This is a genomic window from [Clostridium] saccharolyticum WM1 (assembly GCF_000144625.1).
GTDB classification, from domain to species: domain Bacteria; phylum Bacillota; class Clostridia; order Lachnospirales; family Lachnospiraceae; genus Lacrimispora; species Lacrimispora saccharolytica.
This window is the reverse complement of record NC_014376.1, coordinates 1,042,073-1,057,968: the sequence shown is the minus strand read 5'-3', so window position 1 is coordinate 1,057,968 and position 15,896 is coordinate 1,042,073. Positions and strand designations below refer to the sequence as shown.

Genomic DNA, 15,896 nt, shown 5'->3' with positions numbered 1-15,896 from the left:
TCTGATGCTTAAGCTTCCACATACAAATGGATGGGATAAGACAAGTACTGAACATCGTCAAGCTTTTCAACGGTGATAAACCCTGCGGGGGCATTCAGAATGGTTGGAATGCGGTTTACAATCGTTGCACAGGTATGCTCCACCGTGGCCGGCTTCTGAACAAAGAAGGTAGTATCCGGCTCTCCAATGATCTTCCAGTCACACATGTCTCCGTCATCCGGGCCGTAAACCTTACCGATGCACTGGGTCTCAATAACCGGGCCCTGGAAGGTTTCCGTAGTAACAACCGCACTCATTCCAATGCAGTTGCCTTTGGGAATGGTAGCTCCCAGAGTCTCGGAATATAAGTCTTTGTCGTAAAAATAAGGAACACATTTCTGTGTCTGGGATTTAATGGTCCAACCCATCTTGTTGCACAGCGCTTCATTGGAATTCCATACATAGGAAGGCTCCAAGGTGGTGGGATGAGCGATCTTCTCTTCAAATTCCTCAGGGGTCATGCCTGCGCCGTGAGCCTCTGCAAGAGCCAGTCCGTAGTCCTCCACATTATAGCTGACTGCACCTTCGATGCGGTCAATCCGGTGAACGCCGCCTGCTACACAGCCGATCATGTTGATCCAGTAAATATCCTGCATCCCGGCACCAACAATGGTACAGCCGTTTTCTTTTGCCAGAGCATCCAGGCGGTTGGTAATGGCGGAAGCAGTTGTCCATGGATAGATGGCTTCCTCACAGGTGGTCACCACATTGATCCCTCTGGAAACGCATTTCTCAAAATGAGGATATACATCATCCATGAAGCTGAACAGCGTTACGATCGCCATATCGGCATCACATTCATCCAGAACTGCATCGGCATCGCTGCGGATCGGAACCCCGATCTTAAATCCAAGGCCTGCAAATTCACCCACATCCATGCCTACCACATCAGGATTCACGTCAATGGCACCTACAATTTCCGCACCCTTCTCATATAAGTATCTTAAAATATACTTTGCCATTTTACCGCAGCCATACTGTACCACACGGATCTTTTCGTAATTCATCATCATCGTCATCCTTTCTATAGAAGAACTTGTTTTGGAGTTTTGCTCCTGATGACTACATTATAAAGGTTATAGAAGGTATCAGGTCAATGGAGCAAAATCACCAAATATCAGGACATACGGACCGGCACCTGAAGGCGCAGGAACATACCTCTTTCCTTATAGTCAAGAGGCATTTCCACGATGACCTCGCAAATGTAGTCTCCTGTAACTGTATAATGATTTTCTTCAATGGCTGCAAGCAGACGGTCCATATATTCCTTTTCTTTGGAAAAGCGGTCACAGTATATGCATAAGTAGGATCCTGCAGGGATAACGGTAATCAGCTCTTCATCAACGTATTCCTGGTCCACAAACACAAACACCTGAGTAGAATACAGATTTCTCTTCATAAAATTCTCACGCTTTAAAATGGTTCCCGCATTGGCAAAGTAAAAGGTCGATATATTCCGGGCCGCCATGTCCTCTTTTAAGCTGCGCAGAAGGCGCTCGTATTCATCGATTTCATAATCGTAAAAATTGGTTTTCGTTTCCTTCACATACATCCGGCGTTTTTGTATGTACTCCAGAACAATGGCCCCGTCCGGGGGAGCCGCTTCATACCGTTCATAACTGTCAATGGTCCGTTCAATGGCCCGCTTTTGGAGATTGAGTTCCACAATCTTCTGGTCAATGGCATCCCGGTTCTCCTTAAGAAGCTGCTTTACCCGCCCCATATCCCACTTTTTCATGTGGACCCGGATCTCCTTTAAGGGCATGCCAAGAGCCTTCATATACCGGATCATATCAAGCTGGGCGCTTTGGCGGATATCATAGTAACGGTATCCGGTGTTTTCATCCCGGTACAGAGGAGAAAACAACCCTTCCCGGTCATAGAGCCTCAGGGTTTGCTCTGATATCCGGTTAATTTTTGCCATTTCCCCAATCGTCATTTTTTTAACATTAAAATTTGTCAATTTTATCATATCCATCAATCTCCGCAGTAAACCATGATTGTTTCTGTATTTATTATACAAAATAAACTGGATACTTACAATAAGGTTTTTGACAATTTCTTCACATGACAGGATAAAAAAACAGCGGACTCAAAAAGCCCGCCGAATCTCATATTCCTTCCAAATGCTTTAATATCTCTCTTTTATACCTTAAAAATTCTTCCGAAATATTAAAATCCTTTGTTCTGGGTTTTGGTTCATTAATGATGATTTCCTTTGTAATCCGGCCTGGAGACCCGGTCAGCAGGCAGATGCGGTCTGACAAAAGAATGGCTTCATCAATATCATGGGTGATAAAAAGTGTGGAAAGACGGATATCCTCCATAACCTTTAAATACCACTCATGAACGCCTCTCTTTGTCAGCATGTCAAGGGCAGAAAAAGGTTCGTCAAGGAGAGCCACGGAGTTTGAAAACAGGTAGGTCCTTAATAGGGCCGCCCTCTGTCTCATCCCGCCGGACAGTTGGGAAGGGTACTGTCTTTCCGTCCCTTCCAGGCCAAAGAGCTTAAAATATTCTCCTGCCTTTTCCCTAGCCTCCTTTTTCTTCATGCCTTTGATGAGAAGAGGAAGCGCAACATTATCCACAATGGTGCGGTAGGGCAGCAAAAGATCCTTTTGCAGCATATAGCTGACATACCCCGGCTTTCCGGTGATCTCTTCTCCATCCAGATACACATGTCCTTCATCTGGAAGGGAAAGGCCGGCGATGATATGAAACAAGGTAGTCTTACCACCACCGCTGACTCCCAGAAGTGATACCAGTTCCCCCTCCCCAAGCTCCAGGGATACTCCCTTAAGTATTGTTCTTGTCTCAAAGGATTTTGTAATGCCTTCTGCCTTAAGCTGTGCCATGGGTACCTCCTGAATTTTTCTATTTCGTAAAAAATAAACCATTGACAGGAATGCGGCATTCCTGCATCTGACGAACAGTGAATGGCTTTCCCTGCTTACTGAGGCAGAAAATCATTGGTAAAACCGGTATTTTCCGGAATTTCAGGGCTTGAAAGGCCGTTTTCATTCAGCCATTCATAAAACCGGTTCCACCGTACCGGGTCAATGTATCCCCATACATCTACGTCATCCTGATACTTGTCCGCCAGGTATTTCTGACTTTCCATCACCAGCTTTTCATCAAGCTCCGGAGCAGCCTTCCGCAAGATTTGTGCAGCCTCTTGCGGATTCTTTTGGGCATCTTCATACCCCTTGCTCAAGGCGCTTAAAAAGGCCCTGGCAGTCTCCGGATCCTCCTTTAGAAATTCATTTCCGGCGATAACCACAGGAGTATAATAATCAAAGACCGGATTTAAATCAGCAAACTTAAAATAGTCCGTTTCAAGGCCTTCTACTTCCATCTTCACGCCTGCCCATGCATAGAAGATCCAGATGGCATCCACTGTTTTTGACTTTAAGGCGGAAACCTCGTCCGTGACAGTGCTGGGAACCAGCTGTACCTTGGAAAAATCACCTCCGTCGGCCTCTACCACGTCCCTGACCATGGCCTTTTCCACCGGAAGATCCCAGGTGGCATAATTCTTTCCTTCCATTCCCTTTGGAGATGCCAATCCCTCTCCTTTTCTGGAAATAATACCGGAAGTATTATGCTGTATAACTGCAGCTACCGCTGTAATGGGAAGAGCATTTTCCCCTACAAGGGCCGGTGCCATGGAATCCTGAAAGGACATGCCAAACTGGGCTTTTCCGGAAGCTACCAGTACCTCGGCTCCGTCTTCCGGCGGCTGGACGATGTCTACCTCAAGCCCTGCATCCTTAAAATATCCCTTTTCCTTTGCCACATAAAGCCCTGTATGATTGGTATTGGGAGTCCAGTCCAGGACAAAGGTCACCTTCTTCAAATCCGATGTTTCCATATTTACTGCCTGATTCCCATTTCCTGCGCAGGCAGTCAGGGAAGCGGCCAAGACTGCCGCAGTTAAAATTGCCAAACCTGTATTTTTCATTATTTCTTCTTTCCTTTCAGCTTCTTAAAGCGCAAGAAAATCCCAGGAAGGGGATTCTTCCAATATTTCTTATGTTTGATTTATATTTCACTCTTCCCATGGCATACATTTTCTTGAAAGCAAGTCCACGCCTTTCATGAGGAGAAGGCTGACAGCCGATATTAGAAAAATGACCGCAAACATCTTATCAAAGGCAAAGGATTTTTTCACTCTGGTCATGTAAACCCCCAGTCCGCCAAAGCCTCCCAGCCATTCGGAGATGACCGCCCCCACCACTGCGTAGGAAACGGATATCCTCAGGCTTGCAAAAAACTGCCCCATGGCTCCGGGAAGCTTGATATACCGGAATATTTTCATTTTTCCGGCTCCCATGGATCTTAAAAGATTCACTGCATCGGGATTTACCGACTTAAATCCCGTAAGCAGGCCTACGGTAATGGGGAAAAAGGTGGTCAGAATGATCAGGATCACCTTTGGGACCATGCCGTATCCGAACCATAATACGAGAAGGGGTGCAATGGCAACGGTTGGAACCGTCTGGGTCAGGACGATCAGCGGATAAAAGGCCCGGTAAAGACCATTAAAATGATCCATGACTACGGCGATTACAAAGCCCGTCGCCACACCCAGAAACAGCCCTAAAAACGCTTCAAGAAGGGTAATTCCCCCATGGCAGGCCAGTATGGGAAATTCCGTTACAAAGGCCTTTCCAACGCTTATGGGAGACGGGAGGAGAAAGCGGTCCACAAGACCAAAAGCGGTGATCCCCTGCCACAGGATCAAAAGCCCAAGGACCGCAGACCAGGACCAAAGCCTACTTGTGATGCTTTGTGACTTTCTTTTCAATCGTTAGCACCTCTCCTTCCGGCCGGTAGGTAACTTTAATATAGGCGGCAACAGAAGGCGCTCCTGCCCGGATGGCAATGTGCTGGCATTCCTTGACAATATCCATCAGCTCATCGTAATCTCCTTCAATGGCAGTTTCAAAAGGCCCTACATAATAGTTCAGTCCGGTACTCCGGATATAATCGATCACCTGGTCAACGATGCGGATCAGCTCCTCGTCGTTCTTTGCCTCCGGCAGTGTCTGGATCGCTACGCTTGCATTCATAATTTTCTCTCCTTTTGTGTGATGATATAAACTAAGAAAACCCGCCCGGATATCCGGGCGGGTGAACAGGCTTAGCCTGAAGGCTTCCTACGCTGGCATTATCCAGATCAGGTTAGAGGGTTTAAAGCAATTCTGCTTACTCTCAGCCGGACTTTCTCCAGCACCCCTTTCAGTTTTCATAGCAAGTATACATCAGGGAATCAGGAATGTCAATCCCGCCTTCCCGGAACAGCAGATGCTCCAAGTTACTGAGGCGATAGTTTCCCTTCTAATCTGCGTATGGTTTCAGTCACCTGATCCCAATGCATCAGTGCCAGATTCCCAAGAACCGGATCATACATTGCTCCCAGATTTTTTTTGATTTCTTCATAACAGTGTTCCAGAGAATAAGCCCTCCGATATCCCCGGTCTGAAGTCATGGCATCAATGGAATCGCAGACAGCGATGATCCTCGCTCCCAGAGGAATCTCATCTCCCTTCAGGCCTTCCGGATATCCTTTTCCGTCAAAGCGTTCATGATGATACAGGACAATATCCTTCAGTTCTTTTAAATGCCGGGATTTACTTAGAATATCAGCACCAATCCTGGGATGCTTTTTCATGGCCTCCCACTCTACCTCAGAAAGCTTATCCGGCTTATTTAATACCGAATCCGGAATTCCGATCTTCCCGATATCATGAAGATGGGCAGCGATATGTATCTTTTCTATCTCATTTTTATCAAGACTTAAAAACTCCAAAAGGGCAAGCGCCATATCGCTCACCCTTTGAGAATGCCCCGCGGTATAGGGGTCTTTGGCATCCAATGCGCTTACAATGCATTGGATGATTTCATGATAATCCACGCCGCCTGTGCATAATTCATATTCTGGTCCGCTATCCATAGTTTCTATTCTCGTTTCTTAAGTTAGTTATAGCTAACTCCATGCGAAATGCAATCAGCTTTTTCACATTCACAGGGTTTTACTATTATAGAAGAAATTTTCTGGCCTTCCAGATATCCGCAGGCAGTAAGCCCTGCCTGAACCACCTGGTTCCAGTTTTTAGCCGAAAGCTGATAAGTCGTTTCATCGTCCAGAACCACGGTACAGGCCTCTTCCATCGGGCAGGTTTCCGAATAGACGATTTTGTACATATTTTTCCGGCTGATGGCTCCGATCTCTTCCAGGATATTGACCATCCGGTAAACGGTCGCGGCACCGATGGTATCATCCACGCCTGTTGCCTTATAATAGATCTCCTTGCAGCTGGAGCATTCGTGTTCCAGTATGACATCCAACAGCGTGCAGCGCTGCTTTGTGATCCTGCAGCCTCTTTCCTTCAGCTTTTCAATGATCAGCTCTTTCTGCATTTTTGTCCTGTGATAGCTTCTGGAGTCAGGCACTTTTCTTTTCTCATTGATGTTCGTTTGTTTCTCCACTTGCATGCCTCCGTTTACAGGTATATTGGGGGTTAGACATCTTTTCCGGCGGCCGCCTCATTAATGGCAGTGCCCTCCGCAATTTTTACATTCACCACCGCACTGAATGGACTTTCCGTTCTTTTTATCACGGATCATGCTTCTTACTGCCAATGCAGCCAGACCGGCTACCACAATTAAAACTACCAGTGTTCCCATATAAGTACCTCCTTATTATTGGAGCCTGCATGGAAGATACAGGCTCCCCGCCAGGACCAGAGCTTATTTCGCTCCAGCCACGCTGCTTAAATGAATGTTTGACATTTTCTCTTCCTTTGATGGTTTAACCAGCAGGTAAATGAATCCTGCGATCAGAGCAAAGGCTGCCACTGTAAAGATTCCAAAAGTACCAGTAGTCACCAATGTACCGATCTGGTAAACACAAAGGGATACCACATAAGCCAGCAGAGTCTGATATCCCACAGCAAACCAGAACCATCTGGCATTGTTCATCTCTCTCCTGATTGCCCCCATAGCGGCAAAGCAAGGGGCACACAAAAGATTAAATACCAGGAAGGAATAAGCGGCAACAGGGGTCATGCTTCCTGCCAGAGTCCCCCAGATCTCAGAGCCATCTTCTGCCACTTCTGCAAAACCGAAGAGAATGCCGAAGGTGCCTACCACATTTTCCTTGGCAACCAGTCCGGTAATCGCAGCCACTGCAGATTTCCAGTCCCCCCAGCCAAGTGGAGTAAAGATCCAGCTGATGCTGCTTCCCAGCATTGCCAGAATGCTATGGTCAAGCTGCCCGCTTTCCAGCATCTGGAATTGGCCGTCTATCCAGCCAAAATAGGAAGCAAACCATACCACGATGGTAGAAAGCAGGATAATAGTTCCGGCCTTCTTAATAAAGGACCAGCCTCTTTCCCACATGCTTCTTAAGATATTTATAACCGTAGGCATATGGTATGCAGGAAGCTCCATAACAAAGGGAGCCGGATCGCCTGCAAACATTTTTGTTTTTTTCAAAATGATGCCGGAGCAGATAATAGCTGCCACACCAACGAAATAAGCACTTGGAGCTACCCACCATGCTCCACCGAACAATGCGCCCGCAATCAAAGCAATGATGGGAAGCTTTGCTCCGCAGGGGATGAACGTGGTTGTCATAATGGTCATTTTACGGTCACGGTCATTTTCAATGGTACGGGAGGCCATAATGCCCGGAACGCCGCAGCCGCTTCCGATCAGCATCGGAATGAAGGATTTGCCGGAGAGGCCGAATTTACGGAAAATACGGTCCATAATGAACGCCACTCTTGCCATATAACCACAGGCTTCCAAAAATGCCAGGAAGATGAAAAGTACCAGCATCTGTGGTACAAAGCCAAGAACTGCACCTACACCTGCCACGATTCCGTCAAGGATCAGGCCCTGGAGCCAGTCCGCACATCCAACCGCAGTTAAGATTCCTTCCATCACCACAGGAACACCTGGAACATTTAAGCCAAAGAGGGAAAATCCTTCTCCAAATACTCCGTCATTGGCCCAGTCTGTCGCCCAGGTTCCAATGGTTGTAACAGACACATAATACACGATGTACATGACCACGGCAAATATGGGCAGAGCCAGAAAACGGTTTGTGACGATCTGGTCGATTTTGTCGGATATTGTCAGTTTTTCCGTTTTATTGCGGGTAAAGCACTCATGGATTATCGAAGAGATGTATACGTAACGCTCATTGGTGATAATACTCTCCGTATCGTCATCCATTTCCTTCTCAATCCGGTTGATTTCTTCTGACACATCCGGAACATGCTTCATCTGAGCCTGGATTTTATTATCCTTTTCCAGCAGCTTGATGGCAAAGAAGCGTTTCTGCTCCTGGGGAATCTCATTTCCCAGCTTATCTTCAACGGAATCCAGAACTGATTCCACTTCCGGTGCAAATTTATGAACCGGAACTCCCTTGTTTTTCTGATTTGCCACGGCTACGGCCTTTTTTGCCGCCTCCTGGATTCCGGTTCCCTTTAATGCGGAAATCTCCACTACTTCGCAGCCCAGTTTCTGGCTCAGCTTTTGAATATGTATCTTGTCTCCGTTTTTCTCCACAATGTCCATCATGTTGACCGCCATGATCACCGGAATTCCAAGCTCCATAAGCTGAGTGGACAAATATAAGTTACGCTCAATGTTGGTTCCATCTACAATATTCAAAATCGCATCCGGCCGCTCTGTGATCAGATAATTTCTGGCCACAACTTCCTCCAGGGTATAGGGAGAAAGGGAATAAATGCCGGGAAGGTCCATGATGATCACATCCTTATGGCCCTTCAGCTTTCCTTCTTTCTTCTCTACCGTTACGCCCGGCCAGTTCCCCACAAACTGATTGGATCCTGTAAGCGCGTTAAACAGCGTTGTCTTTCCGCAGTTTGGATTACCTGCTAATGCAATCTTAATTGACATACTCTACCTCTTTCCGCCTGTCAGCACCTGATTTATCAGGTATTAGTCATACCTAACTCATTTGTAAAAAAAATCACTCCACAAGAATCATTTCCGCATCCGCTTTCCGCAGAGACAATTCATATCCTCTTACGGTCACTTCCACCGGGTCTCCAAAGGGAGCGACTTTTCTCACAAAAATATCTACGCCTTTTGTGATCCCCATGTCCATGATCCGCCTCTTAACCGGGCCTTCCCCGGTGAGCTTTGTTACCTTCACTGTTTTTCCGCATGGAATTTCCTTTAATGTCATTGTCTTTTTCTCCCTCTCTATTCCACCAGGATCTTATTGGCCATATCCTTTCCAATCGCCACTCTGGAATCCTTAACATTTACGATCATATTTCCGCCTATTTCGGAAACAACCGTTACAACTCCTCCGGATACAAAGCCCAGATTCTCTAAAAAACGTCTTGTTTCTTCCTTGCCGCCCACCTTGCGGATCACATTGGCTTCACCTGTTTTCACCATTGTCAGAGGCATCATCCATCATCTTCTTTCTTTTTAAATTACCCATGCCTGTCAGGCAGGACCCCGTCCCGTTACCGGGCGTATCGATACACCTGTAAACTGGTTCGCACTTTTTATTAATGAGAATCATTCCCATTACACAATAGTTAGTATACACTAACCAATAGCGGTTGTCAAGATTTTTATGAAATCTTTTCTAATCATTTTAAAAGAGCGTTCGTAAAATGGTGCACAAGAAAAACGCCTTGATTCAGCCGCTTAAGCCGTTTCAAGACGTTCTTTGGATTCTACCAAATCTTTACACGCTTCTGAGGAGCCACATACATAGCATCTCCTTCCTTAATTTCCGGATACGCCTTATAAAAAGCATCTGTGGCGCCTAGAACTGCATTGACCCTTACCTTGGACGGAGAATGAACATCCGTGTTCAGCCTTTTGATCATAGTTTCCGGCGTATATTTAGCCGCCCATATGGTGGCATACTGTTGAAAGACCTTCTTAAGGCTTTCCACATCGTCTCCTACAATAGAAGTAATGCTGGCCATGGAGCCCAGATCTGCGATGTTTTCATTCAACGTCTGTGTTCCGTTTACATGACGGCCTTCATAGCCCTCCTGTCCGTCATAGTAAGCCACTACCCGGCCTGCCAGCTCGTTAAATTTGGCTCTGTCCCCGCTGGTCCACCATATATGGTAATTGCCCTTTTCATCATAAAGGGATCCTGAGGAATCAAACGCATGGCTGATTTCGTGGGCAATGACCGTACCGATCCCACCCAGATTGGAGGCATAGTCTCCGTCAGCATCATAAAAAGGTGCCTGTAAAATGGCGGCCGGAAATACAATTTCGTTTCCTGTGGGATTATAATAAGCATTGACCGTCTGGGGCGTCATGGCCCATTCACCTTTATCCACCGGTTTACGGACTTTTTCTCTGTTTACGGCATTCAGAGCTTTCGTCAGAGAAAGAACATTGTCGATTAAATTTCCTCCTTTTTCAGCCGGCGTGACAGAGGCCTTCCCATAAACATCAGGCCATTTATCAGGATATCCGATCTTAAGGGTCATGTTGTCCAGCTTCTTAACAGCTTCCGCCTTTGTTTCATCCCCCATCCAGTTAAGGGCCATGATCTGCTTTTTATAGGCCTCAAGGATCCGTCGGGCCATCTCCTGGATGGCGGCCTTATCCTCCTGTAGAAAACACTTTTCTACATAAAGCCTGCCAAATTCAAAACCAAGTATGTCCTGAGTCATTTCACTGGCCAGCTTCTCATCGGTTTTTCTTTCCTTAATGCCGCTCTGTGCATTATTCCAGTCCAGATAATTATCTCTGATCTCAGGGGTAAGATAAGGAGCAAAATCATTTACCAGGCTGAAGATGGAATAGTTCTTTAAAACAGGGAGATGTTCCTCCGTCAGATATCGGCCGATTTTTATCATCTGCTCCTTTTGGGTTACCACAAAGGTATCCGTTCCTGTCAGCCCCGCTGACGCAAGATAGGAATCTACGGCACCTTCCGGAAGCATACTCTTAATTTCTTCTGAGGAGTAAGGATTATAGATCACATCAGGATCATTCTGCTGGCTTAAGGAAAGGGCGCTTTCTGCCAGATCCTTCTGAAAGGCAAGGATATCAGCGGCAGCTTTTTCTGCCTCTTCCTTACTCATGCCGGTATACAACAGGGTCCTGGCAATATAGCCTTTGTAATGATCAATCAGTTTTTCCTGGGTCTTATCCTCCAGGGTCTCCTTTCCCGGACCCAGATCTGCTCCATCCACATACAGGGAATACCGGCTGGAATCTCTTAAATCTTCCATCCATTGTACCGTAATGATGCTGCTCACTCCCAGATCCCTATAGGTGGTTCCTATGCCTTTTAAATAATCATTGATGCTGGAAGCATTTTTTATTTGATCCATATAAGGCTTAAGCTGTCCAAAACCGGCTTTTTTCCGGGCTTCCATGTCCATAGCTGTTAAATATAAGTCCGCTATCTTCTGTTCCAGGGAATCAGGCTCCGCCTCCTGACGGTTTTTTACCGCCTCATTCAGCACCTCATTGAGAACTTCATAGGACTCCTTTTTCAACTGATAAAAATAGCTCCAGCTGTTGGAATCCTTTGGTATCTCCGTATGGTCCAGCAGATTCCGGTTTACATAACCATAGTAATCATCCTCCAGCCTTCCCTCGTCTGATGTTTCCTCCGGGGCGCTTTTTGCTTCTCCCGTTACATTGGCAGGCTGGGCCGCCGTCTGTTCCGGCTGTGCCTCCTTTGTCTTCCCGCACCCGGATATGAGAAAAGACAGCATCACAATGGCTGCCAGACAGAAATTGATCCTGTGTTTCATATTATCCCTCTCTTCCATTGGCATTTTTACAACATAAAAAGGAAGCGGATCTCTCCACTTCCTTAACTGTTGGATCTATGATCTATTATGCTTAAACTTCGTCAGAATATACCGGTGCATCCTCTGTAAATGTCTCTTCCTGTGACTGAAGAGCCTTGATGCTTAAGCTGATCTTCTTGTCGCCTTCGTTGAAATCAACGACTCTTGCCTCGATCTCCTGGCCGATTGCCAGAACATCTGCCGGCTTATCAACATGCTCCTTAGAAATCTGGGATACGTGAAGCAGTGCATCAACCCCTGGCTCCAGCTCAACGAATGCGCCGAAATCAGTCATACGTGCAACCTTTCCGCTTACTACGTTTCCTACTGCATATTTTGAAGATGCATCCTTCCACGGATTGGTTTCCGGGAACTTTAAGCTAAGAGCAATTTTATCTCCGTTGATATCCTTAACCAGAACCTTAATTTTCTCTCCGGCCTTGAATGCTTTCTTCGGGCTCTCTACTCTGCCCCAGCTCATTTCAGATATATGAAGCAGGCCGTCAGCACCGCCAAGGTCAATGAATGCACCGAAATCAGTTACATTCTTGATGGTACCTTCTACTACATCACCTGTATGGATTCTATCAAATAATTCTTTCTGAAGCTCGGCTCTCTTAGCAACCATGATCTGCTTTCTGTCGCCGATGATTCTTCTTCTCTTTGGATTAAACTCGGTAATGATGAATTCAATTTCCTTGTCTGCATACTTGGATAAATCCTTCTCATAAGTATCAGAAACCAGACTTGCAGGAATGAAAACTCTTGCACCCTCTACAACCACACTTAAACCACCGTCAAGTACCTGCGCAACTTTTGCAGTAAGTACCTCGTGGTTTTCAAATGCTTCTTCCAATCTCTTATTGCCTCTGTCTGCTGCCAGTCTCTTGTAAGACAGGGCAACCTGGCCTTCGCCATCGTTTACCTTTATGACTTTGGCTTCCATTTCCTCTCCAACCTGTACAGCGGTTGTAAGATCTAAATTCTGGTTATCCGTGTATTCACTACGCGGAATGATGCCGTCGGACTTGTAACCTATATTCAAGACGATTTCATCTTCCTTTACGTCGATGACTTTACCAGTGACGATCTCTCCTGTACGTATAGTTTTCAATGATTCTTCTAACATTTGTTCAAAACTTAACTCTGACATTAGTATGAACCTCCTCGATAATATAATTCGGGGTTGAAGCCCCGGCTGTAATACCTACGCTGCGCACAGAATTTCCACAATCAGGATCTAAATCACCTAGTGTCTGGATATAGTAAGTATTCTTACACTCCCTTCGGCATATATCGTACAGCTTCTGGGTATTGGAACTACTTTTTCCGCCAATGACAATCATGGCATCCACTTCTGAAGCTATCCGCTTTGCTTCCACCTGTCTTTCCTGTGTTGCATTGCAAATCGTATTTAAAACAAGTATATCATACCTCGTTTCCGAAATTTTTTCAACTAAATCTTGAAATTTATTGTAATTAAATGTCGTCTGTGATACAATACACAGCTTTTCCCCTTCCGACAGAGGTAATCTTTCCACTTGCTCGGGTGTTTCCACCACTAAAGTATTGTCATTTCCCCAGCCTTTAATACCTTCCACCTCCGGGTGGGATTCATTTCCGATGATAATGAGCCTTCTTCCCGCCCGATTCTGCTCCTCAGCGATCCTGTGGATTTTCTTTACATAAGGGCAGGTAGCGTCTACAATTTCGATTCCATTTTTTTCCATGATCTCATAAATACGCCTCCCCACTCCATGGGATCTTATGACCACCACTGCGTCCCGGATCATCTCAAGCTCTTCCTCCGAACGGATCACCCTGACTCCTTTTTCCTCCAGATCACGGACCACTTCCTCGTTGTGGATGATGGGTCCGTAAGTACAGATTGGCTTATCATCCCGTTTCAGTTGTTCATATACCTGATCCACCGCCCGCTTTACTCCAAAACAGAATCCGGCGGTTTTGGCAACAATTACTTCCATGGGCTGCCTCCTTCCATATTCCTTTCATAAAACAGTTGAAGGATCCGGTCCACAACTTGAGGAATGGTCATGGCGGAGGTATCTACAAGAACGGCATCCTCTGCCTGCTTTAAGGGAGAATGCTCCCGGTTCATATCCCGGTAATCCCGTTCAATGATATCCGACTCAATGTTCTTGAGACTGCACTCCTCTCCTTTTGCCGTAAGCTCCTCATAACGTCTTTTGGCCCGGACCTGGCTGCTGGCTGTTAAATATATTTTAAGATCCGCATGGGGAAGGACACAGGTACCAATGTCCCGGCCATCCATGATGACATTTTCCTTTGAGGCCAGATTCTTTTGAAGCTCCACCAGCTTTCTTCGGACCGGCATATAGATGGAAACAGCAGAAGCCATGGAGCTGACCTCCGGCCTCCTGATAAGTCCTGAAACGTTTTCTCCGTTTAGAATCACCTGCTGCATCCCATTTTCGTAGGATATGGTCACGTCCACCTCTTCCGCCGACTTCGAAATGGCTGCTTCGTCGGCTGCCGGTATCCCGTTTCTTAAAAAATGCAGGGCCATGGCCCGGTACATTGCTCCTGTGTCCACATAAACAAAGTTAAGCTTTTCTGCAACCGATCTGGCAATGGTGCTTTTTCCCGCTCCTGCCGGTCCATCCACAGCTATATTATAAACTTTTTTCATCCTTTGAATTCTCCTCTCCGGCAGCGCTTCCGGCCGCCCAACCGGTAGACCAGGCGATCTGCAGATTAAACCCTCCTGTCACCCCGTCAAGATCCAGCACTTCCCCAGCAAAATACAAGCTGGGAAGAAGCTTTGATTCCAGGGTGGAAGGATTCACCTCTTTGACGGAAATGCCTCCCTGGGTAATAATGGCCTCATGATACCCCCGAAGTCCCGTAAGGGTCAAACGAAAGTCCTTGGTCACCCGGACCAGCCTCTGACGCTCCTCCCTGGTGATCTCATTGACCCTTTTCTCCGGTGATATTCCGCTTGCATCCACCATAACAGGAACCAGCTTGGAAGGATATAAATGATCCAGGGAATTTTTAAACTGCTTGTTGACAGCCTCTTCAAAATCCCGCAGAATCCTGGAGTCAAGCTGCTCCTCGGAAAGAGCCGGCTTTAAATCAATGGAAAGGGTCAAAGGCCCTTTCTTTAACTCTTTAACCGCATAGCTGCTGGCGCTTAAAAGGACCGGCCCGCTGACTCCGTAATGGGTGAACAGCATTTCCCCAAACTCCTTATAAATCACCTTTTTCCCTTTTAATACCACGGCCTCCACATTGCGAAGAGACAGGCCCTGCAGCTCCTTTACCACCGGTTCTTCCACTAAAAATGGAACCAGGGCCGGAGATAAGGAGGTGACACTATGGCCGGCTTCCTTTGCCATCTCATAGCCGTCTCCAGTGGAACCGGTGGCCTGATAGGACAAGCCGCCGCAGGCTACGATCACAGAATCTCCATACACCTTTGTCTTTTTCCCGCCATCTTTTAAAACCAGTCCCCGGAGAATCCCATCCTCCACCAGAAGTCTTTCCACCTGGGTTCGGTAATGAATGGAGACGCCAAGCTCCAGAAGTCTTTTTGTAAGAGCCTTTATTACATCCGAAGATTTGTCGGAAGCCGGAAATACCCGGTTCCCTCTCTCTATTTTTAAAGGGCAGCCCAACTCTTCCAAAAGGTGCATCATATCAAAATTGGTAAAGCCGTAAAAGCTGCTGTAAAGGAACTTTGCATTGGTTACTACATGACCGAACAGCTCTTCAGTATCACAGGCATTGGTAACATTGCAGCGCCCCTTGCCGGTGATATAGACTTTTTTGCCAAGTTTTTCATTCTTTTCAAAAATGTGGACGGTACTGCCCTTCATGGCTGCTGCTATCCCAGCCAGCATCCCTGCAGCGCCACCGCCCACGATCAAAACCGTATTCATCCCGTTTCCTCTTTTCTGCCCGTATTCCAGGGCATCAAGGGATCCCTGTAAGGGGTTTCCTCTTTTCTGCCCGTTTCCCAGGGCATCAAGGGATCCCTGT

Annotated in this window: 17 protein-coding genes and 1 riboswitch; all 17 genes read right to left on the bottom strand. The window is 46.6% G+C overall.

Annotated features, from left to right (window positions below):
- Nucleotides 1–8 precede the first annotated feature (8 nt).
- The 17 genes from CLOSA_RS05020 to CLOSA_RS04940 all read right to left on the bottom strand — a co-directional run bounded on the left by CLOSA_RS05020 (nucleotide 9) and on the right by CLOSA_RS04940 (nucleotide 15,796).
- Nucleotides 9–1,049 (bottom strand): NAD(P)H-dependent amine dehydrogenase family protein, encoded by a 1,041-nt coding sequence (locus CLOSA_RS05020; protein WP_013271687.1) that lies wholly within the window; start codon nucleotides 1,047–1,049, stop codon nucleotides 9–11.
- Nucleotides 1,050–1,156: 107 nt separating this feature from the next.
- Nucleotides 1,157–2,011, bottom strand: a complete 855-nt coding sequence (locus CLOSA_RS05015) for a MerR family transcriptional regulator (RefSeq protein WP_013271686.1) — start codon at nucleotides 2,009–2,011, stop codon at nucleotides 1,157–1,159.
- A gap of 139 nt (nucleotides 2,012–2,150) precedes the next feature.
- A complete protein-coding gene (locus CLOSA_RS05010; RefSeq protein ID WP_013271685.1) occupies nucleotides 2,151–2,894 on the bottom strand; it encodes an ABC transporter ATP-binding protein in 744 nt (247 codons plus the stop codon).
- A 95-nt stretch (nucleotides 2,895–2,989) separates the two neighbouring features.
- The gene (locus tag CLOSA_RS05005; protein WP_013271684.1) at nucleotides 2,990–4,000 is read right to left on the bottom strand and encodes an ABC transporter substrate-binding protein; all 1,011 of its coding nucleotides are present in this window, start codon (nucleotides 3,998–4,000) and stop codon (nucleotides 2,990–2,992) included.
- Nucleotides 4,001–4,087: 87 nt separating this feature from the next.
- The gene (locus CLOSA_RS05000; RefSeq protein WP_013271683.1) at nucleotides 4,088–4,846 is read right to left on the bottom strand and encodes an ABC transporter permease; all 759 of its coding nucleotides are present in this window, start codon (nucleotides 4,844–4,846) and stop codon (nucleotides 4,088–4,090) included.
- On the bottom strand, nucleotides 4,815–5,111 hold the full coding sequence (locus CLOSA_RS04995) for a thiamine-binding protein (RefSeq protein ID WP_013271682.1): 297 nt from the start codon (nucleotides 5,109–5,111) through the stop codon (nucleotides 4,815–4,817). Before CLOSA_RS04995 ends, CLOSA_RS05000 begins: the two co-directional genes overlap by 32 nt.
- 64 nt (nucleotides 5,112–5,175) lie before the next feature.
- Nucleotides 5,176–5,289: riboswitch (TPP riboswitch) on the bottom strand.
- 67 nt (nucleotides 5,290–5,356) lie between these two features.
- Complete coding sequence (locus CLOSA_RS04990) at nucleotides 5,357–5,995, bottom strand: HD-GYP domain-containing protein (RefSeq protein WP_013271681.1); 639 nt, start codon at nucleotides 5,993–5,995, stop codon at nucleotides 5,357–5,359.
- Between the two features lie 23 nt (nucleotides 5,996–6,018).
- On the bottom strand, nucleotides 6,019–6,537 hold the full coding sequence (locus tag CLOSA_RS04985; RefSeq protein WP_041708481.1) for a transcriptional repressor: 519 nt from the start codon (nucleotides 6,535–6,537) through the stop codon (nucleotides 6,019–6,021).
- Between the two features lie 54 nt (nucleotides 6,538–6,591).
- A complete protein-coding gene (locus CLOSA_RS04980) occupies nucleotides 6,592–6,729 on the bottom strand; it encodes a FeoB-associated Cys-rich membrane protein (protein ID WP_013271679.1) in 138 nt (45 codons plus the stop codon).
- Between the two features lie 63 nt (nucleotides 6,730–6,792).
- On the bottom strand, nucleotides 6,793–8,976 hold the full coding sequence (gene feoB, locus CLOSA_RS04975) for a ferrous iron transport protein B (protein ID WP_013271678.1): 2,184 nt from the start codon (nucleotides 8,974–8,976) through the stop codon (nucleotides 6,793–6,795).
- 73 nt (nucleotides 8,977–9,049) lie between these two features.
- Nucleotides 9,050–9,268: a FeoA family protein gene (locus CLOSA_RS04970; RefSeq protein WP_013271677.1), complete on the bottom strand. Its 219-nt coding sequence runs from the start codon at nucleotides 9,266–9,268 to the stop codon at nucleotides 9,050–9,052.
- A 17-nt stretch (nucleotides 9,269–9,285) separates the two neighbouring features.
- Nucleotides 9,286–9,501, bottom strand: a complete 216-nt coding sequence (locus tag CLOSA_RS04965; RefSeq protein WP_013271676.1) for a FeoA family protein — start codon at nucleotides 9,499–9,501, stop codon at nucleotides 9,286–9,288.
- Between the two features lie 272 nt (nucleotides 9,502–9,773).
- On the bottom strand, nucleotides 9,774–11,834 hold the full coding sequence (locus CLOSA_RS04960) for a M13 family metallopeptidase (protein WP_013271675.1): 2,061 nt from the start codon (nucleotides 11,832–11,834) through the stop codon (nucleotides 9,774–9,776).
- A gap of 91 nt (nucleotides 11,835–11,925) precedes the next feature.
- Nucleotides 11,926–13,026: a 30S ribosomal protein S1 gene (gene rpsA, locus CLOSA_RS04955; protein ID WP_013271674.1), complete on the bottom strand. Its 1,101-nt coding sequence runs from the start codon at nucleotides 13,024–13,026 to the stop codon at nucleotides 11,926–11,928.
- Nucleotides 13,007–13,858 carry a 4-hydroxy-3-methylbut-2-enyl diphosphate reductase gene (ispH, locus tag CLOSA_RS04950; protein WP_013271673.1) on the bottom strand — a complete coding sequence of 284 codons (852 nt, stop codon included), beginning with the start codon at nucleotides 13,856–13,858 and terminating at the stop codon, nucleotides 13,007–13,009. The genes rpsA and ispH overlap by 20 nt, the downstream gene beginning before the upstream one ends.
- The gene (gene cmk, locus CLOSA_RS04945; RefSeq protein ID WP_013271672.1) at nucleotides 13,849–14,544 is read right to left on the bottom strand and encodes a (d)CMP kinase; all 696 of its coding nucleotides are present in this window, start codon (nucleotides 14,542–14,544) and stop codon (nucleotides 13,849–13,851) included. Before cmk ends, ispH begins: the two co-directional genes overlap by 10 nt.
- On the bottom strand, nucleotides 14,528–15,796 hold the full coding sequence (locus CLOSA_RS04940; protein ID WP_013271671.1) for a BaiN/RdsA family NAD(P)/FAD-dependent oxidoreductase: 1,269 nt from the start codon (nucleotides 15,794–15,796) through the stop codon (nucleotides 14,528–14,530). Before CLOSA_RS04940 ends, cmk begins: the two co-directional genes overlap by 17 nt.
- Between the last annotated feature and the right edge of the window lie 100 nt (nucleotides 15,797–15,896).